This is a genomic window from uncultured Methanobrevibacter sp., from assembly GCF_937881195.1.
GTDB lineage: Archaea > Methanobacteriota > Methanobacteria > Methanobacteriales > Methanobacteriaceae > Methanobinarius.
On the sequence record NZ_CALGFC010000025.1, the window covers coordinates 88943 to 109315 of the forward strand.

Here is a 20373-nt window from a genome sequence, read left to right on the forward strand (position 1 = left end):
TATTTTATTATTTTATTATTTTTATAATTCTATCTTTTTGTTCTCTGTTTTTAAATTTAAATTTTCCAAATTCTTATATGATATTCAAAAAGCTTATTTAAAAGTTGAAACATAAATATAAACCAATGTTTAATAGAGATGATGAAAAAATTGTTAATGAAAATATAATCCTAAAAGGAAGGCCAAGCTTTTTTTTAAGCTGTAAGAAGGTATTTATTTTATTAATTATATTAGGGGCTGTTTCATACATTTCTCCAATTGTAATTAATTATATAACTGAAATGCAAGTCCAAATAATTAGGTTTGTTGATTTACCTTTAACACAGGCAGCTACAATAATAACATTCTTGATCATATTTTTAATTATTTTATGGATTATTTGGACATTAATATCTTGGACAGGAAAAGAATATACTATTTCTGATAAGAGGGTTACCTATAAATCAGGTATATTATTTCAAAAAACAGTTCACATGCCATATTCAAAAATTCAGGATGTAATTATATCTCAAGGTGTTTTAGGGCGAATGGTATCTGTTGGAACTGTTACTGTATATAGTGGTTATGATGAATCTAAATTAGAGCTAAATAATGTTAGTAAACCTAAATTTGTTGAAGAAACTATTTTTTCTGAAATAAATAAACTTCAATCTTATTCAAATCAACCATATCAAAATGAATTTATTAGAGGTCCTAATTTCAGTAATGATAATTATAATAATTATGGGGGTTATAATCAGAATAATAATAATCATAATTTAAATAACCATTATTCTGGAGATAATCATAATATAAATCAAAATAGGGATGTTAATAATAATCCTAATATGAATCGTAATTATAATTCAGGTTACAATCCTAATTCTAATAATAATATTAATAATTCTAATTATAACTCTAATTATAATCATAATCAAAACAATTATAATGTTAATGAAAGGTATAATGATAATATTTTGAATAATAATGGTGATTTAAACAATAATCAGAAAATTAAGTCTAAATATTCTTCTTTTGATGAAAATCAACAACCTAAAAGAGTTCATGATTCTATTAATAATAATGATTTTCCATTTCTTAAAAAAGATAATAATAATCGCAATGTTGAAAATTTTGTAGAGAATCCTAATGAATATAAAAATTCTCCAAATTTTTTTAAAATTGATAATGAAAAAGAAAATTTAACTAATTCATATAATGATAATAAATTAAAAAAAGATTATGATGGGGTTAATATAAAAAAATCAGAACATGGAAATTATTATAGTGGGGATGAAAATTTTGATCAAACTATGGATAGAGCGATTAATAATATTAATGGTGAATTAAAGTTTAAAAATAATCATCAAGAGTATAATTCCAATGATAGGGCAAAATATGATGATATAAACAATGTAAATCAATTTAATAAATATTATAAAAGGGAAAATCCTAATTCATATAATATTCAGTTTAAACCGGAGAATAATCAACGTTATAATTCTAAATCAGAGATTAATGATCCATATTCTAATCAATCTAATCAAAAATCAGATTTTGAAAATTTAGATAGGGATAATTATAATCAAAATCCAAATTATCCATATAATCAAAATAGAAATAATCAAGAAAACCAATTTAATCAACAACAATCCTATAGAGATTCTAATATCCTTAATAATGAGTATGAAAATTTAAATCATAATAATCATAATAATAATAATCATAATAATAATTATAATGATTATGATGATGCATACTCTGGTGATAAATACCAAAAAAATAATTCTTATGATGATAATAAACCTTATCAAAATAATAACTCTAATGATAACAACAATAGGTATCAACAGAATAATCTTAATTTAAACGATTCTAATTATAATCAAAATAATAATCCTAATAATAACCAAAATAATAATCCTAATAATCAATATAATAGATATAATCAAGATAATCAGAATAATCATAATGGAATAGATAATCAAAATAATTGGAATAGTGAAAAAAATTATAATGATAGGAACCAAGATAATTATAATGCTAATTATATGAATAACAATAAAAATATTCAAAATAATCATCTGAATAATAATGAAAAAGAAATTTCTATTATAGAAAGACACTTTAGAAAGTTTAAAAAATAGTGTGTGTATTAATGAGTTTTGACTATGATGTAGCTATTGTGGGCGGAGGACCGATTGGTTCAACTTTAGCATATAAATTAGCTAAAGAAGGCTATAAAGTAGCTATTTTAGATAAAAAAAGGGAAATTGGAGTTCCTTTACAATGTGCAGGTATTGTTAGTAAAAAATTGATGGATGTCAATGAAATACCAGATAATTTAATATTAAATAAAGTTAAAGGTGCTTATTTACATTCTACTAATAAAACCTTGAAGGTAGAAAAAAATGATGTTGAAGCATTTATAATTGATAGAGTAGCTTATGATAAATTTTTAGCAGATAGGGCTATTTCAAATGGTGTTAAATTTTTCAATCAATATAAGGTTAATTTTATAGACTCTGAAAATGGCATAATTAAATGTCAAAATAACATAAAGATTTCTTCAAAGATAATTGTTGGTGCTGATGGATCTAAATCATTTGTTTCCAGTTTAATAAATGATAAATTTAAATATTTTAATGCATCTCAATATTTGGTTGAAGTTAATGATTTCCATATAAATGAAAATAATAATACTTCTACTATTAATAATAGTTTTTTGGATGATAATTTTGTGGTAAAAGACAAGGCTATTGAATTTGTTGATCTTTTTGCTATCTCCAAAATTTTGCCTGGTTTTTTATGGTGCATTCCAACTTCAAAATCATGCTTTAGGGTAGGTTTATTTTCAAATAATTCTTATAAAGATCAAAAAACAATATTAAACTCATTTTTAGATAATGATGATAGATTTAATGAATCTAAAATAATTGAAAAATATCATGGGAAGATACCTATTTTTGATAAAAATAAAAAAATTGTAAAAAATAGAATAATTCTAATTGGGGATGCTGCATCTCAACTAAAACCAACTACTGGTGGTGGACTGATACTTGGCTTTGATACAACTAATTTAGCTAAAGAGGCAATTATAAAATCTTTAGATAATGATAATATTAATTTTTTAAAAGAATATGAGAAAAAATTTAAAAAGAAATATTCTAAAGAACTTAGCTACCAAATAAAAGTTCAAAAAACTATTGAAAATTTATCGGATGAAGATTTGGATTATATGTTTACTAAATTGAAAGAAAAAAATGCAGAAGAGATTATTTCTAAATATGGTGATATGGATAAACAGTCTGTACTTGTGAAAGAATTTATAAAAAGGGGTTTAATTTTTTCTATTATTCCAAAAGTTTTCTTCAGAAAACTTGTTTCAATTTGGAAATTTTAATTTTTTTCATTAGTTTATATTCATAATATTTGGTTTATTTTATTTTATAGTTATTTTATTTAAAACTAAAATTATTAAAGGAGATATATTATAAAATTATATTTAATATAACTAATATTCAATTAAATAATAAAATCATGTTAATTATAGCTAATATTTAATCTAAATAATAATATCCTGTTTATTATGATTAATATTTAATCTAAATAATAATATCCTGTTTATTATGATTAATATTTAATCTAAATAATAATAAGAATAATAATATTCAAATTAAAAGTGATGATTATGAAAACTAAAAAAATAGCTTGGGCAGTTACTGGAGCTGGAGAAAAAATTGAAAAAACTTATGAAACAATGGTTGATATACAAGAAAAATATGGAGATAAAGTTGAAATTAGAGTGTTTGTTTCAAATGCAGGTAAACAAGTATTAAAATTTTATAGACTTTTTAAGAAAATTAAAGAAAATTTTGAGCATGTTTCTTTTGAAGTTAATTCAAATTCTCCTTTTTTAGCTGGTGATGTTCAACTTCATAAATATGAATTTTTGCTTGTTGCTCCTTGTACTTCTAACACAGTAGCTAAACTTGCAAGTAGAATTGGAGATACTATGATTACAAATGCAGTAATCATGGGTCAAAAATCACAAGTCCCTGTTTATATAATGCCTGTTGACTTTAAAGAAGGAGTTACAATAACTAAAATTCCAAATGGTAATGATCTTGTTTTAGAATTAACTAAAGAAGATATTGATTGTGTTAGAAAAATTTCAAAAATGAAAAATACTTTTGTTTTTGAAGATACTGATGAAATTTATAATATTTTTGAAAAGAATTTTGATTAATACTTTTCATTAATTATTTTTTTTTATTATGATGTATACTCATCATGATTATATATGTCTATTTATCTTCTTTTATTGATTCTATTTAATTATTTATTTATAAATCATTTTATTCAATAATTATATTAATAAATAAAATAATTTAGTAAATAATATTGTTTATTAAATTTAAATAATATTATTTAGTAAGTAAAATTATTATGAACAACTACATCCATTAGGAGCATCATCATCATAATTTTTTTTCAGTTCTTGTAATGTTATTGATAAAAATGAATATTCAAATCCTGTATCATCAGTTTGTTTTAAAAGTGGAGCAATTCCTTTAAAATAGCATTCAACATCTCCAGTATCTCCAATATTATATTTTAGTGACTCAGAACTTCTCATACCTTCAAAAAATTTTTTTATCTCACCTATGTCTGCATTGGGAGTTCTAAAATTAACAGTTAATATTCCTCCCTGTCTAGATTTAAGGCCAACATATTTTTGTAAAGTACTTATTTCTTCACCGGAATCCTTCTTAAAAACAATATTTTCAGTTATTTCAGACATATTTTCACCTATTTAGATTTAAATAATTTATGTAATATTTTTTACAACTTATATTATTATTAATTAATTTATTTAAGATTTATCTAATGTATAATTAATTAATATTTATTATTAATATTTATTTTTTCATCAATTGATTATATTATTAATTAATTTCTATTAGTTTAAATATAATTATTATATTATTATTTAATTTAAATTAATTATTCAATTTAAATTAATTATTTAATTTACATTAATTTAAACGTGCTTTTAGGGATTGAATTATAATCTTATAATTTAATTGTTGTTATTTAATTTTATATGTTTTTTTCTTTATAAATTTTTTATTGTATTTATTAATTCTACATTATTTTTCCAAATATTTATGATTCTTTTATTAAGCTTTTTATCAAGTTTTATAATATATTCATATAATAATTGATTAATAAAATATAAATCAAAATATATTAGTAATTTTATTAAAATTAATATATAAAAACATTAAAATTATCTAATTGTTAAAAATATTCCTTATTTAGTATAAATAATATAATAAATTAGTATGAATATTTTTTAGATAGTTGATTGTAAATAATAATTAATTATTATAATATGAAAATTAATAAATTATAATATAAAAATTGATAATATTTATATTATTTAAAAAATATACATTTTAATGTTAAAAAGTTATTATTATTGATTTGAATAAAATTTTTACATAATTAAAATTCAATTTAAATTATTGTTTAATATATCGAATATAATTTCATTAAAAATGATTAAATTATAAAAAAACTGCATTTAATTTATTGTGTATATTTTAATATGCTTATTGTGTTATATATAGTTAATAATTACCTATTCATTAAATTTTAAAGAATAAATGGGAAGAGTGTTAAATTGAATGAAACTATTAAAGATATTGGCTCTAGAGTAAAAGAACTTAGAGAGTTGTCAGAAATCACTACTAAAGAAATGGCTGAAGTTTGTAATGTAACTGAAGAAGAATATATTAGCTATGAAAATGGAGTGAATGATATTCCTGCAAGCGTTTTATATGAAATTGCTCATGAGTTTAAAGTAGATATGGGATTACTTTTAACTGGTGAAGAAACAAGAATGAATATTTTTAATGTTACAAGGAAAAATGAAGGAGTATCTGTTGAGCGTAGAAAGCAATATAAATATGAAAATCTTGCTGAGAAGTTCATTCATAAAAAAGGTGAAACTTTTATAGTAACTGTTGAACCAAAAGATATTGATGAGCCTTCTAAAAATACTCATCCTGGACAAGAGTTTAATTATATCTTAGAAGGATCTTTAAAATTATACATACATGATAATGAAATTATTTTGAATGAGGGAGATTCTATCTTTTTTGATTCAACTTATGAACATGCAATGAAAGCATTAAACAATAAACCTGCTAAATTTTTAGCATTAATATTATAAATATAATAATATTTAGTATTATATAAAATAATAACTAAACAATCAATCTTTAGTATTATATAGAATAATGCTAAATAATCAATCTTTAGTATTATATATAATAATGCTAAATAATCAACCTTTAGTATTATATAGAATAATGCTAAATAATCAATCTTTAGTATTATATAGAATAATAACTAAACAATCAACCTTTAGTATTATATAGAATAATGCTAAAAAAACTTTATTAACATATCATGAGGAATTATATGTCATCTTTAATTAAAGAATTTATTAACCGAGTCGAATTTGACTCTTATAACGATTTTAAAAATAATTTTGAGTTTAAAGTTCCAGAAAATTTTAATTTTGCTTATGACGTTGTAGATAGATATGCTGAGGAAGATCCAGAAAAAATTGCACTTTTATGGTGTAATGATTTAGGTGAAGAAAAAAAGTTTAGTTTTAAGGATATAAAAGAATATTCAAATAAAGCAGCTAATTTAATAAAAAGCCATGGTATTAAAAAAGGCGATAAAGTAATGTTAACATTGAAAAATCGCTATGAATTTTGGTTTGCTATTATTGCTTTACATAAAATTGGGGCTATTCCTGTTCCAGCTACTCATATGCTCAAAAAAAAGGATATTATTTATAGGATTGATAAAGCTAGCATTAATATGATTATATCTGTAGATGACTCTGAACTTCTATTAGAATTTGATAAAGCAGAAGAAGAATTAGGGGTTCCATTAAAAAAATTAGTGGTTACTTCTAATGATAATTCATTTTCTGGTTGGTTTGATTTTAAATCGGGTATTTCTAATTCAAGCGACTCTTTTCCTCGTCCTGAAGGTGCTGATGCAACTAGAAATGAAGATATAATGATAATTTACTTTTCTTCAGGGACTTCTGGTCAACCTAAAATGGTAGGGCATGATTTTAGATATCCTTTAGCTCATATAATAACTTCTAAATATTGGCATAATGCTATTGAGGATGGAATCCATCACACTTCTGCAGATACTGGTTGGATGAAAGCTGTCTGGGGAGGTTTGTATGGTCAATGGATTGTGGGAACTAGTGTTTTCATATATGATTATGACAGGTTTAATGCATTAAATTTAATTGAAAAAATTCAAAAATATAAAGTAAATACCTTCTGTGCACCTCCAACAATATACAGATTTTTGATAAAAGAAGATCTTTCTAAATATGACTTTAGTAGTTTAAAATATTGTACAACTGCAGGTGAACCATTAAACCCTGAGGTATATAATAAAGTTTATGATATTTTTGGATTAAAGCTAAAAGAAGGATTTGGTCAAACTGAAACTGTAATTAGTGTAGCTAATTTCATATGGGTAGAACCAAAACCTGGGTCAATGGGTAAACCTGCGCCATGTTTTAATGTGACATTATTGAATGGTAATGATGAAGAAGTAGATGTTGGTGATGAAGGAGAAATATCTATAGAAACCTCCAATCTTCCTCCGGGACTTTTCAAAGGTTATTACAGGAATGAAGAAAAGACTAATGAAGTTTGGTATGATGATTATTATCATAGTGGGGATACTGCTTGGAAAGATGAAGAGGGGTATTTATGGTTTGTAGGAAGAAATGATGATATTATCAAGAGTTCTGGATATAGAATTGGTCCCTTTGAGGTTGAAAGTGCTTTAATTTCTCATCCTAGTGTCTTAGAATGTGCAATCACAGGTAGTCCTGATCCTGTGAGAGGTCAGGTTATTAAAGCAACAATTGTTCTTTCAAAAGGTTATGAACCTTCAGATGAACTTAAAAAAGAGCTTCAAAACCATGTTAAAAAAGTAACTGCTCCTTATAAATATCCTCGTGTAGTAGAATTTGTTGAAGAACTTCCAAAAACAATCAGTGGTAAAATTAGAAGAGTTCAGATAAGAAATGAAGATAATAATTAATTTAAAATTATTAAGTAGTATTTAAATTATTATAACTAATTATATTTTAAATAAAATTATATTTTAAATAAATAATTAAATTTTAAATAAAAATAATTTGAAATCATTATAATTTGAAATCATTAAATGATATTATTAAATGATATTTGAATTATTCTGAATTAGTTATAAATAAAATAATAATATAAATAGAGAGTTAAATAATTAATGTGTTAATGGGTGTTTATATTGAATGATATAGTTAAAGATATTGGGTCTAGAGTTAAAGAACTTAGAAATCTTTCAGATATATCAATAGATGATATTACTACTGGCTTAGATATTAATAAAGAAGAATATCTAAAATATGAGGCTGGTGAAAAAGATATTCCTGTAAGTGTTTTGTATGAAATATCTCAGTTATTAAAGGTTGACATGGGACTTTTAGTTTCTGGTGAAGAAACAAGAATGCATATTTTTAACATTACTCGTAATGGGAAAGGAATTCCAACTGAAAGGCGTGAAGGTTATCAATGTGAAAATTTAGCTGACAAATTCATTCACAAAAAACTTGAAACTCTTACAGTGACTGTCGAACCAAACAATGAAAAACCTTCAATGAATCATCATCCTGGACAAGAATTTAATTATGTTTTGGAGGGTTCTTTGATGTTGTATATTCATAATCGAGGGATTGTTTTAAATAAGGGAGATTCTATCTTTTTTGATTCAAATTACGAACATGCAATGAAAGCATTAAATAATAAACCAGCTAAGTTTTTGGCAGTTATTGTACAGTAATTAGATTATATAATCCTATTAGAATATTAATTTTTATTAAAACATTTTTATTAAAAATATATAAAATTTCATTATTAAACTATATTATCAAGTGATTTATTCATTAATATTTATATTTTTGATTATATTTTCATTTATATATAATTAAATCATTAAAATTATTAAATTATAGAATATTGATTATATTTTAATTAATATGTCGTATTATTAAATTATTAAAATTATTAAAATTATCAAAATTATCAAAATTATTAAATTATTAAATTATTAAATTATTAAAATTATTAAATTATCAAATTATTAAAATTATTAAATCATATAAAATCATAATGGGTATGGAGAGGTACTTTAATGTCATCACTTACTAGAGAATTTGTTAATAGGGTTGATTTTGAATCCTATGAAGATTTCAAAGAAAATTTCGAATTTAAGATTCCAGAAAATTTTAATTTTGCTTTTGATATTGTAGATAGATATGCTGAGGAAGATCCAGAAAAAATAGCTCTTATATGGTGTAATGACCATGGAGATGAAGAAATTCTCACATTTTTGGATATGAAAAAATATAGTAACAAAACAGCTAACTTTTTTAAAAGTTTAGGTATTAAAAAAGGGGATGCTGTAATGTTAACTTTAAAAAATCGTTTTGAATTTTGGTTTTCAATGATGGGCCTCCACAAAATTGGAGCTATACCGATACCAGCTACTCATATGTTAAAAGTTAAAGATATGGTTTATAGAATAGAAAGTGCTGATGTTGACATGATTTTGTCTTTAGATGAAGGAGATTTAATAAAAGATTTTGAATCTGCTGAAAATTTAATTGGTGATTCAAAAGATATTAAAAAAATATTTGTTGGAGATAAAACTGGTGAAAAACAGATTGAAGGATGGTTAAATTTCACAAAAGGAATTGAAGATGCATCTGAAATTTTTGATAGGTCTATTGGTGATGAAGCTACAAAAAATGAGGATAAATTTCTAATTTACTTCTCTTCTGGAACTTATGGTCAGCCAAAAATGGTTTTGCATGATTTTACGTATCCTATTGGTCATATAATAACTGCAAAATATTGGCACAATGTTGTTGAAGATGGAATTCATCATACTTCTGCAGATACTGGATGGGCTAAAACTAGTTGGGGATCTTTATATGGTCAATGGATTGCTGGAACAGGATTATTTATATATGATTATGATAGATTTGATGCTTTAAATCTTCTTGAAAAAGTAAAAGAATATAAGGTAAATACTTTTTGTGCACCGCCTACTATTTATCGATTCCTTATAAAGGAAGATTTGAGTGATTATGATTTTAGTAATTGGACTTATGCTACAACTGCAGGTGAACCATTAAATCCAGAAGTATTTAATAAATTTCATGAAATCTCAGGGCTTAAAATAAGAGAAGGTTTTGGTCAAACTGAAACTGTTGTAATTATTGCTAATTTTGTTTGGTTAGAACCTCGTCCAGGATCTATGGGTAAAACAGCTCCAACTTTCAATGTTGAGATTTTAGACAGTAATGAAAACATTGTGGATATTGGTGATGAAGGAGAAATAACCATTAATGTAAGTAATAATGTTCCAACTGGTCTTTTTAAAGAATATTATAAAAATCCTGAGAAAAATGCAGAATCCTGGTATAATGGACATTATCATAGTGGAGACACAGCTTGGATTGATGAAGATGATTATTTATGGTTCATTGGAAGAACTGATGATATTATTAAGAGTTCTGGATATAGAATTGGTCCTTTTGAGGTTGAAAGTGCATTAGTTTCTCATCCTAGTGTATTAGAATGTGCTATCACTGGTTTTCCTGATTCTATCAGGGGCCAGGTCGTAAAATCTACTATTGTTCTTTCAAAAGGATATGAACCTTCAGAGGAACTTAGAAAAGAGATTCAAAATCATGTAAAAAATGTTACTGCTCCTTATAAATATCCAAGAATTGTTGAATTTGTTGATGAGTTACCAAAAACTATTAGTGGTAAAATAAAGAGAAAAGAAATTAGAACTGATGATGAAAAAATTAATTAATTAATCTTATTAAATTACTATATCATACTAATAAATTAAATAATAATGAATTTGGTGTTAGAAATGACAAAATCTAAAGAAAGACCTAAACCTTTTCCTATTATTCATAAAGAAGAGTGTAAATCTTGTAACAGATGTGTTATTGCATGTAAAAATAATGCTCTTGAAATAAGTAAGGATATTAATGATAGTGGTTATAATTATGTAGTATATAAGGGAAAAGGATGTAATGGTTGTGGAGATTGTTATTATACCTGTCCTGAACCATTAGCTGTTGAGGTTCATATACCTAAAAGAATAAAATCTAATAAAAAGGAGGATGATTAAATGGCCAGTCAAATGATTAAAGGAAATACTGCAGTTATTATTGGGGCTATGTATGCAGGTTGTGATTGTTTTTTTGGTTATCCTATAACTCCGGCAAGTGAAATATTACATGAAGCTTCCAAATATTTTCCAATGGTAGGGAGAAAGTTTGTTCAGGCTGAAAGTGAAGAGGCAGCTATTAATATGGTTTATGGAGGAGCTGCTACTGGACATCGTGTTATGACTGCTTCATCTGGACCAGGAATTAGTTTAAAACAAGAAGGAATAACTTTTCTTGCTGGAGCTGAACTTCCTTCTGTTATTGTTGATATTATGAGGGCTGGCCCGGGTCTTGGTAATATTGGACCAGAGCAAGGAGATTATAATCAAATTGTTAAAGGTGGAGGTCATGGAAATTACAAAAATATAGTTCTTGCACCAAATAGTGTTCAAGAAATGTGTGATCTTACAATGAAAGCGTTTATGCTTGCTGATAAGTACAGAAACCCTGTTGTTGTTTTAGCTGATGCCGTCTTAGGGCAAATGGCAGAGCCTCTTAGATTTCCTCAAGTAGCTATTAATCACTCTCCGGATAATGAATGGGCTGTCAGGGGAAGTAAAGAAACAATGAATAATCTTGTAACTTCTATTTTCCTTGATTTCGACCAACTTGAAGAATTTAATGAGGAAATTCAAACTAAATTTAATCAAATAGAAGATAATGAAGTTGATTTTGAGGAATATATGGTTTCAGGTAATGATATTGAGGATGCAGAAATAATAATTGTGGCTTATGGTATAAGTAGTAGGTTAGCTCGATCTGCAGTTGATATTGCAAGAGAAGAATCTGGAATTAAAGTAGGTTTGCTTAGACCAATATCTCTTTTCCCATTTCCAAATAAAGAAATTGCTAAATTAGCTAAAAAGGGTTGTGAATTTATATCTGTTGAAATGAGCAATGGGCAAATGAGAGAAGATATAAAATTAGCAGTTAATTGCGCTATATCTGATTGTAAGGATATACATTTAGTTAATAGGATGGGCGGAAATTTAATTGGAGTTAAAGACATTCTTGAAAAAATATATGATTTAGCTGAATGTGAAAATTGTAAGATAAAATTAGCTAAAGAATATCCTTATAAAGATGATGATGATAAATATGATAAACCTTATATTGATTCTAACTATAAGGATGAAATCGATGAGGATGATATCAAATATCAAATCATTGATTAATTGAATTTTGGGAGGTTAATAAATGGATTCTGATGAAACAAACAATTTTAATAATGATTATGAAACAAAAATTATCAAAAAACCAGATTCTTTATATGATGAATTTTCACGTAAAGGAGAATCTTTCACAAAAGTCACTCACTATTGTGCGGGCTGTGGTCATGGCATTTTACATAAACTTATTGGAGAAGCAATGGATGAACTTGAAATACAAGATAGGGGAGTGATGATTTCTCCAGTTGGTTGTGCTGTATTCGGTTATTATTATTTTGATTGTGGTAATGTTCAAACTGCACATGGAAGAGCTCCTGCAGTAGGTACTGGTATATCTAGGGCTGAAGATAATGCTATTGTAATGTCATATCAGGGAGATGGTGATTTGGCTTCTATTGGTTTAAATGAGACTATTCAAGCAGCTAATCGTGGAGAAAAATTAGCAGTATTTTTTGTTAATAATACTGTTTATGGAATGACTGGGGGGCAGATGGCTCCAACTACTCTTGTCGGTGAAGTAACTGTTACATCTCAGACAGGAAGAGATCCAGAATTTACTGGCTATCCTATGCATATGTGTGAACTTCTTGATAATTTAAAAGCACCTGTTTTCATTGAAAGAGTGTCTCTTGCTGATGTTAAATCTATTAGAAAAGCTAAAATAGCTGTTAAAAAAGCTTTAAAGATTCAAAAAGAAGGTAAGGGGTATTGTTTTGTTGAAGTACTTTCTCCTTGTCCAACTAATCTAAGACAAGATGCTGAAGGTGCTGAAAAATTTATTAAGGAACAAATGGAAAAAGAATTTCCAGTCAAACGTTTCAGAGATGTATCAACTGAACGAAAAAAAATTGAAAGAGGTATTTCTGATTTTTCTATTGATAGCCTAGATAAAATATTTAATATTGATAGGAATAATCCTATTGAAACTAAAATTGACCCTGATTTTAAACCAGTAAACGTAAAGATTGCAGGTTTTGGTGGTCAAGGTGTCCTTAGTGCAGGACTTACTCTTGCTCAAGCTGCTTGTAATGATGGAAAAAGTGTTTCATGGTATCCTAGTTATGGTCCTGAACAAAGAGGTGGAACTTCAAATTGTTCTGTTGTTATATCTGGTGATGTTATAGGGTCTCCAGTTGTTGATAAATCTGATGTTCTTATAGCACTTAATAGACCAGCACTTGAGAAATTTGCACCATATATAAAGAATAATGGTATTATTTTTTATGACTCTAGAGTTGGTAAATTAGATATAAATGATCTAGATAATTCTGAAGTTATTAAAGATAAAAAAATACAAATAATTCCTATTCCTGCATTAGATATAGCTAATTCAATGGGAAATCCAAAAGCATTTAATACTGCTATTCTGGGATGTCTTATGGAAATTGGAGATTTAATTTCAGAAAATGCATATAAAGAAGGAATAAGAGAAATATTCTCATCTAAACCAAAATTAATTCAGTTAAATATTGATGTTTTAGAAGCTGGAGCTAAATGGATGAAAGAGAATAAAAATAAATATGTATAGTACTTAATTTTATTATTTAATTTTAGTACTTAGTTTTATTATTTAATTTTAATACTTAATCTTATATTTAATTATATTATTTAATATTATTATTATTTATTCTTAATTTTATTAGTTAATATTATTAATTTTATTATAAACTTTATTATTTAATTATATTATATTGTTTAGAATTTTATCATGAATATTTGAATTATATTTAAAATTATTATTATTATTAGAGTGATTAAATGTCTTATAAAAAGTTAGCTAAAAGTTTTTTAGATTCTGCTAATGTTTCTATTGGAGATACTGTTAAAGTAGAGAAAGAAGAAGTTTTTTATGAAGGTATATTGTTAGATAGGTCTGAAGATGCGGATGATGAATATATAGTTCTAAAGCTTGATAGTGGGTATAATTTAGGCATCAACATTTTAAATGCTAAAATTGAACTAATAAAAAAAGGTGAAAAACCTAAAATTCAATATGACTCTCTTGAAATCGAAAAAAATTCAAATAAGATGGATATATCTATAATATCTACAGGGGGGACTGTTTCATCTATAATTGATTATAAAACTGGTGCTGTTCATCCTGCTTTTACTGCTGATGATTTGCTTAGGGCAAATCCTGAACTTTTAGACCTTGCTAACTATGAAGTTAAAGCTCTTTATAATATTTTAAGTGAAAATATGAGGCCTGAATATTGGATAGAAGCAGCTAATTCAATAGCTAATGAAATTTCTAATGGTGCAGAAGGTGTTGTTGTAGCTCATGGAACTGATACTATGCACTATACTTCAGCAGCTCTTAGTTTTATCATTGATACTCCTGTGCCTATTGTTGTTACTGGTGCGCAAAGAAGTTCTGATAGGCCTTCTACAGATGCTTATTTAAACTTATTTAATTCTGTTGGTGCTGCTAAATCTGATATTGCTGATGTTACTGTTTGCATGCATGAAGGATTAGATGATAATTATTGCAATCTTCATAAAGGAACAAAAGTTCGTAAGATGCATACTAGTAGGAGAGATACTTTTAGAAGTATAAATTCTGAACCTATTGCAAGGTTAAAAGATTCTAAAATAGTAAAAATTAATTCAAATATTACTTATAATAAAAGAAATTCTAAAGAATTAAATTTAATGGATGATTTAGAATCTAAAACCGCTATTATAAAAAGTTTCCCCGGTATTCAAAGTGAAATTATTGATTATCATATTGATAAAGGTTACAAAGGAATGGTTATTGAAGGAACTGGTCTTGGCCATACTCCTGATTATATGATTGATTCAATTAAAAGAGCAAATGAGGAAAACATAGCTGTTGTAATGACTTCACAGTGTATTTATGGTAAAATAAATATGAATGTTTACAGTACTGGGAGAAAGTTAATAAATGCCAATGTTATATCTGGAGGAGATATGATTCCTGAAGTTGCTTATGTAAAACTTTGCTGGGCTCTAGGTCAAAGTGATGATTTGAAAGAAGTTGAAAAAATTATGAATACAAATATTGCTGGAGAATTATCTGAAAAATCTTCTTTAAAACATTTTTTAAACTAATTTTTTTAGATTAATATTCTTTTTCAGATTAATTATTTTTATTTATTAATTTTTGTAAAGTATTTAATATATAATATTATTTTAGTTAAATAATGAAAATTTAGTTAAATAAGGAAATTTTAGTTAAATAAGGAAATTTTAGTTAAATAATGAAAATTTACACTTATTGAATATAATTTTAAGGTTATTTTATTATTAGGATTGTGTGTTTTTATGAATTGGAGTGAATTAGGTCTTAAAATGGGTTTAGAAATCCATCAACAGCTGAATACTAAACATAAGTTATTTTGCCCATGCGCAACAGAACTTGTCGATGAAGAATTTGATAAGGAAATTAAAAGAAATTTAAGACCAACTCAAAGTGAATTAGGTCAGATTGATAGAGCAGCTCTTCAAGAATCTCTTAGAAAAATGAAGTTTAATTATGAAACTTATAATTATCACACATGTCTTGTTGAAACAGATGATGAACCTCCTCATGATTTAAATTTAGAGGCATTAGAACTTTCAATGGTTATTGCTACATTACTTAATATGCATATGGTTGATGAATTCCACACAATGAGAAAACAGGTAATTGATGGGAGTAACACTGGAGGTTTTCAGCGTACAGGACTTGTGGCTACTAATGGTTATCTTGATACTCCTCATGGAAAAGTTGCTATTGAAAATCTCTGTTTAGAGGAAGATGCTTCTAAAAGAGTTGCAATTGATAGTAAAAACAATGATTCTAATAAAGAAAAGTCAAATAATTATACTCATTTTAGATTGGATAGATTAGGTATTCCTTTAGTTGAAATCACAACAGATCCTTCAATTCACCACCCAGAACAAGTAAAAGAAGTAGCTTATGCATTGGGTCAAGTTTTAAGAAGTACTAATGTTAAAAGAGGACTGGGTACTATAAGACAAGATTTAAATATTTCTATAGCTAAAGGAGCTCGTTGTGAAATTAAAGGTGTTCAAAATCTTGATTTAATGCCTAAAATAGTTGAAAATGAAGTACAAAGACAGCTAAAATTAGTTTATATTAAAGAAGAGCTTGAAAAACGAAATGCAAAAGTTATTGATGAAATTTACGACTTAAACTCTATTTTTAAAAATAGCTCTTCAAAGATTATTTCTGCTGCTGAATCAGTAAAAGGAGTAATATTAAAAGGATTTAATGGACTTATTGGTTTGGAAGTTCAAGAAAATAGAAGATTTGGAACTGAAATTGCTAGTTATGCCAAAAAAAGAGGAGTTTCCGGTATTTTTCATACAGATGAACTTCCTGCTTATGGTATTACTAAAGAAGAAGTTGAATCAATGCGAAAATATCTAAAAGTTGATGATAATGATGCTATTATTATTGTTGCTCATGATGATGATGTAACAACATCTGCATTAGAAGAAGTCATAAGAAGGGCAAATATGGCATTTGAGGGGGTTATTGAGGAAACTAGAAAATCTCTTGATGATGGAAATACTGAATATATGAGACCATTACCAACTTCTAATAGGATGTACCTTGAAACAGATATTCCTCTATTTAAAATTGAAAAAGATTCAATAGAACAGATAAAAAATAATTTACCTGAACTTCCTGATGTAAAAAAAGAGCGAATAATTAAAGAATATCATCTAAGTGATGATTTAGCTAATCAGCTAGTAAGAAGACTTAAAGCTGATGACTTTGAATTTATTATTTCAAAAATTTCTGATTCCAATGTTGATTATACGACTATTGCTTCTGTTTTGGCTTATGATTTAAAAGAGATTAAAAGAGAAGGGTATGAAATATCAAATATAACTAATAATTTATTAATTGATATTTTTACTCTACTTTCAGATTCAAAAATTTCAAAAGATGGTGTAACTCCAATCATTATTGAATTGACTAAAAATCCTAATCTAAATCCGGAAGTAATAGCTAAAAATAAAAACCTTTTATTAATTGATGAGTCAGATGTTTTAGATGTTATTAAAGATATTGTAGCTGAAAATAATTTAATGATTCAAGAAAGGAAAATGGGTGCTATTGGCCCATTAATGGGAATGGCAATGGGAAAACTTAAAGGAAAAGCAGATGGAAAAGTTGTAAATAATCTTCTTAAAAAGGAGATAGAAAAATTAATTTAATTATCATTCTTAAAAAGTAGATAGAAAAATTAATTTAATTTAAATTACATATAATAAATAGTCTAGTTGACACAATATTATTATTATATATTTTATTATATTTTAAATGGTATCAATCTTTATTAAAATTTGATAAATATTAAAATTATTGATTAAAATTGATTAATTTCTAAATAGTATATAAATAAGTTAATAATATATTAAATAAGGGTTTTGGGATAAAATGGAAAAATATGATATTGTAATTATTGGCGCAGGTCCTGGAGGTTTAACAGCAGGGTTATATGCTGGAAGGCAAGGAACAAAAACTTTATTATTAGATAAAGGACTTACTGGAGGTTCTGGTTTAATGGTCCCTTCGATGGAAAATTATCCAGGGTTTGATTTAATAGCGGGCATGAGTTTAATAGCTAAAATGAAAAAACAAACTGAAAGAAATGCTACTATATATGAAATGGAAGGAGTTGAATCTATCAATAAAACTACTGATGGATTAATTATTAAAACTTCTAATAATAAATATTGTGCAAAATCAGTTATTTTAGCAACTGGAACCACTCATAGGAAATTAGGTGTTTCCGGAGAGGAAGAATTTAAAGGGCTAGGTGTTTCTTATTGTGCTACTTGTGATGGATTACTTTATAAAGATAAAGATATTCTTATGATTGGTGGAGGAAATAGTGCTCTTCAGGAAGCTATATTTTTACATAATGTTGGATGTAATGTTACTGTTGTTCATAGAAGAGATGAATTTAGAGCTGAAAAATATCTTCAAGATAAACTTGATGAAAAACAAATACCAGTTATTTGGGATTCTAAAGTAGAAGAAATAAAAGGTAATCAAATGGTTGAGTCCGTTGTTTTATCAAATACTAAAGATGGTTCTAAAGAAGAGTTAAAAGTTCAAGGAATTTTTGTAGCTATTGGTGATATCCCTTCAAGTGATTTAGCTAAAGAATTAGGTGTTAATGTTAATAAATACAACCAAATAATTGTTGATAAAACACAAAGAACTAATGTTGATAATGTTTATGCAATCGGTGATGTAACTGGTGGTGTAAAACAATGGGTTGTTGCTTGTGGTGAAGGTGCGATAGCTGCAACTTATGCATATCAAGATCTTGAACAAACTAAAAATAGAGAAATAGAATAGTATAAGCCTATAATTTTAATTTTTTTATATTATATTATATATTATATAATTATATAATTATATTTTAGTCTTTATATTTAATCATAAAACTAGCTTATAGGCTATTTAATTAATATTAACAATTTGGAGATTATAAAAAAATATATGGATAATTTTTATAATTATATAAATATTTTAATAATTATTAATATTTTTTATATTTATTAGATTTAAAATAGCTATAAATCAAGAAAGCTATTATTAAAACTATGATAATTGGTAAAAGTATTGGTATTATCCATAAAAATATATAAACAATTAATGCCCCAATTAAGACAGCTACTATCATATATATTAAATCTTGAAGTTCCATGATTATTTTATTTATAAAAAGTACTATATAAATAATTTGAATTTATATTTTGTCTTATATAACTTTACTAAGAGATTATATAATTAAGATATTAATTAATAAATATGTTTAATTTACTGTTAATAATCAAATATTAATTAAAATTTTTAAATATAATAAAAATTAACTATATTATATATTAATATATTATATTTCAATATATTATATATTAATAAATTATATTCCACTATATTATATTTTAGTAATATATTAAATAATTAAAATATTGAATATTATAATAAGAATATCTTAAATTAGCATATATTAAATAAGAATATATTAAATTAGTTATATTAATGTTAATCTTTTATTTAATAATGAATATATTTTGGATATTTATTTTGTTATAATTGTTTGAATGCTAATTACAAAATATATTTTGGATATTATATAATTTTACTTGTCTGAATAATAATTATAAATTAATAATAAAAAGATTAAATAATAAAGAGTAAAAATATGAAAATTCTAATTATTAATAATAAAGGTCAATATAATCATAGAATTGGGAGAAGTTTAAAATATCTCAATATTCCTTATGAATTAGTTTCAAATGAACTTTCAATAGAAGAAATTAAGGAAAAAAAACCAATGGGATTGATTTTTGGTGGAGGTCCTTCTATTGAAGAATCAGGAAATAGTTCGGAATATATAGATAATTTTGATGATATTAATGTCCCTATTTTGGGTATATGTTTGGGTCATCAGCTTATAGCTAAATCATTTGGTGGCGATGTTTCAAGTTCTTCAACAGAAAGTTATGCTCAAATTGAAATTGATATTATAGATGAAGATAATCTTTTTGAAGGAATTTCTTCTCCTATGAAAGTTTGGACATCTCATAAAGATGAAGTTAAAACATTACCTAAAGATTTCAAAATATTAGCTAAATCTTCTATATGTGATATTGAAGCTATGAAACACATTGAAAAGGATATTTATGGAATCCAGTTCCATCCTGAGGTTCATCACACTCCTGAAGGAGAATTTATTTTTAAAAATTTCCTAAAAATTTGTGAAAATAAAATATAAAAAATTATTTATAAATAACTTAATATAACTTTTATAAGTAATTATAACATAAATAATAATTATATAAACAAAAAAACTATTATTATTATTATATTTGCACTAT

Annotated in this window: 15 protein-coding genes; 14 read left to right on the forward strand and 1 reads right to left on the reverse strand. The window is 25.4% G+C overall.

Annotation, left to right across the window (positions count from 1 at the left end):
• The first annotated feature begins 125 nt into the window (after window positions 1-125).
• The 3 genes from Q0087_RS03940 to afpA all read left to right on the forward strand — a co-directional run bounded on the left by Q0087_RS03940 (window position 126) and on the right by afpA (window position 4228).
• Window positions 126-2126, forward strand: coding sequence for a PH domain-containing protein (locus Q0087_RS03940; protein ID WP_297898375.1), 2001 nt, complete (start codon window positions 126-128; stop codon window positions 2124-2126).
• Window positions 2127-2137: 11 nt separating this feature from the next.
• Complete coding sequence (locus Q0087_RS03945) at window positions 2138-3382, forward strand: NAD(P)/FAD-dependent oxidoreductase (RefSeq protein ID WP_297898376.1); 1245 nt, start codon at window positions 2138-2140, stop codon at window positions 3380-3382.
• Between the two features lie 288 nt (window positions 3383-3670).
• Complete coding sequence (afpA, locus tag Q0087_RS03950; RefSeq protein ID WP_323384486.1) at window positions 3671-4228, forward strand: archaeoflavoprotein AfpA; 558 nt, start codon at window positions 3671-3673, stop codon at window positions 4226-4228.
• 198 nt (window positions 4229-4426) lie between these two features.
• Here the strand turns inward: afpA and Q0087_RS03955 are convergent, their stop codons facing one another.
• The gene (locus Q0087_RS03955) at window positions 4427-4783 is read right to left on the reverse strand and encodes a hypothetical protein (protein ID WP_297898378.1); all 357 of its coding nucleotides are present in this window, start codon (window positions 4781-4783) and stop codon (window positions 4427-4429) included.
• Window positions 4784-5668: 885 nt separating this feature from the next.
• On the opposite strand from Q0087_RS03955, the gene Q0087_RS03960 reads away from it, so the two are divergent.
• From Q0087_RS03960 to Q0087_RS04010, 11 genes are all read left to right on the forward strand, one after another.
• Window positions 5669-6220 carry a helix-turn-helix domain-containing protein gene (locus Q0087_RS03960; RefSeq protein ID WP_297898379.1) on the forward strand — a complete coding sequence of 184 codons (552 nt, stop codon included), beginning with the start codon at window positions 5669-5671 and terminating at the stop codon, window positions 6218-6220.
• Between the two features lie 251 nt (window positions 6221-6471).
• On the forward strand, window positions 6472-8142 hold the full coding sequence (locus tag Q0087_RS03965) for an AMP-binding protein (RefSeq protein WP_297898380.1): 1671 nt from the start codon (window positions 6472-6474) through the stop codon (window positions 8140-8142).
• A gap of 219 nt (window positions 8143-8361) precedes the next feature.
• A complete protein-coding gene (locus tag Q0087_RS03970; RefSeq protein ID WP_297898381.1) occupies window positions 8362-8922 on the forward strand; it encodes a helix-turn-helix domain-containing protein in 561 nt (186 codons plus the stop codon).
• A gap of 351 nt (window positions 8923-9273) precedes the next feature.
• The gene (locus Q0087_RS03975) at window positions 9274-10965 is read left to right on the forward strand and encodes an AMP-binding protein (protein ID WP_297898382.1); all 1692 of its coding nucleotides are present in this window, start codon (window positions 9274-9276) and stop codon (window positions 10963-10965) included.
• A gap of 63 nt (window positions 10966-11028) precedes the next feature.
• The gene (locus Q0087_RS03980) at window positions 11029-11292 is read left to right on the forward strand and encodes a ferredoxin family protein (RefSeq protein ID WP_297898383.1); all 264 of its coding nucleotides are present in this window, start codon (window positions 11029-11031) and stop codon (window positions 11290-11292) included.
• Window positions 11293-12507 carry a 3-methyl-2-oxobutanoate dehydrogenase subunit VorB gene (locus tag Q0087_RS03985; RefSeq protein ID WP_297898384.1) on the forward strand — a complete coding sequence of 405 codons (1215 nt, stop codon included), beginning with the start codon at window positions 11293-11295 and terminating at the stop codon, window positions 12505-12507. It begins immediately after the preceding gene.
• Between the two features lie 22 nt (window positions 12508-12529).
• Window positions 12530-14029, forward strand: coding sequence for a 2-oxoacid:acceptor oxidoreductase family protein (locus tag Q0087_RS03990; protein WP_297898385.1), 1500 nt, complete (start codon window positions 12530-12532; stop codon window positions 14027-14029).
• A 230-nt stretch (window positions 14030-14259) separates the two neighbouring features.
• A complete protein-coding gene (gene gatD, locus Q0087_RS03995) occupies window positions 14260-15573 on the forward strand; it encodes a Glu-tRNA(Gln) amidotransferase subunit GatD (protein ID WP_297898386.1) in 1314 nt (437 codons plus the stop codon).
• Window positions 15574-15786: 213 nt separating this feature from the next.
• Window positions 15787-17694 (forward strand): Glu-tRNA(Gln) amidotransferase subunit GatE, encoded by a 1908-nt coding sequence (gene gatE / locus Q0087_RS04000; protein ID WP_297898387.1) that lies wholly within the window; start codon window positions 15787-15789, stop codon window positions 17692-17694.
• Between the two features lie 223 nt (window positions 17695-17917).
• Entirely contained in the window at window positions 17918-18847 is a 930-nt protein-coding gene (gene trxB / locus Q0087_RS04005; RefSeq protein WP_297898388.1) for a thioredoxin-disulfide reductase, read from the forward strand.
• An 850-nt stretch (window positions 18848-19697) separates the two neighbouring features.
• The gene (locus Q0087_RS04010; RefSeq protein ID WP_297898389.1) at window positions 19698-20270 is read left to right on the forward strand and encodes a GMP synthase subunit A; all 573 of its coding nucleotides are present in this window, start codon (window positions 19698-19700) and stop codon (window positions 20268-20270) included.
• Window positions 20271-20373: the final 103 nt, after the last annotated feature.

What these genes read in the sequence shown, in the direction of transcription:
- Q0087_RS03940 (WP_297898375.1), top strand. Translation starts at nt 126, where the DNA reads ATGTTTAATAGAGATGATGAAAAAATTGTTAATGAAAATATAATCCTA.
- Q0087_RS03945 (WP_297898376.1), top strand. Translation starts at nt 2,138, where the DNA reads ATGAGTTTTGACTATGATGTAGCTATTGTGGGCGGAGGACCGATTGGT.
- afpA (WP_323384486.1), top strand. Translation starts at nt 3,671, where the DNA reads ATGAAAACTAAAAAAATAGCTTGGGCAGTTACTGGAGCTGGAGAAAAA.
- Q0087_RS03955 (WP_297898378.1), bottom strand. Translation starts at nt 4,783, where the DNA reads ATGTCTGAAATAACTGAAAATATTGTTTTTAAGAAGGATTCCGGTGAA.
- Q0087_RS03965 (WP_297898380.1), top strand. Translation starts at nt 6,472, where the DNA reads ATGTCATCTTTAATTAAAGAATTTATTAACCGAGTCGAATTTGACTCT.
- Q0087_RS03975 (WP_297898382.1), top strand. Translation starts at nt 9,274, where the DNA reads ATGTCATCACTTACTAGAGAATTTGTTAATAGGGTTGATTTTGAATCC.
- Q0087_RS03980 (WP_297898383.1), top strand. Translation starts at nt 11,029, where the DNA reads ATGACAAAATCTAAAGAAAGACCTAAACCTTTTCCTATTATTCATAAA.
- Q0087_RS03985 (WP_297898384.1), top strand. Translation starts at nt 11,293, where the DNA reads ATGGCCAGTCAAATGATTAAAGGAAATACTGCAGTTATTATTGGGGCT.
- Q0087_RS03990 (WP_297898385.1), top strand. Translation starts at nt 12,530, where the DNA reads ATGGATTCTGATGAAACAAACAATTTTAATAATGATTATGAAACAAAA.
- gatD (WP_297898386.1), top strand. Translation starts at nt 14,260, where the DNA reads ATGTCTTATAAAAAGTTAGCTAAAAGTTTTTTAGATTCTGCTAATGTT.
- gatE (WP_297898387.1), top strand. Translation starts at nt 15,787, where the DNA reads ATGAATTGGAGTGAATTAGGTCTTAAAATGGGTTTAGAAATCCATCAA.
- trxB (WP_297898388.1), top strand. Translation starts at nt 17,918, where the DNA reads ATGGAAAAATATGATATTGTAATTATTGGCGCAGGTCCTGGAGGTTTA.
- Q0087_RS04010 (WP_297898389.1), top strand. Translation starts at nt 19,698, where the DNA reads ATGAAAATTCTAATTATTAATAATAAAGGTCAATATAATCATAGAATT.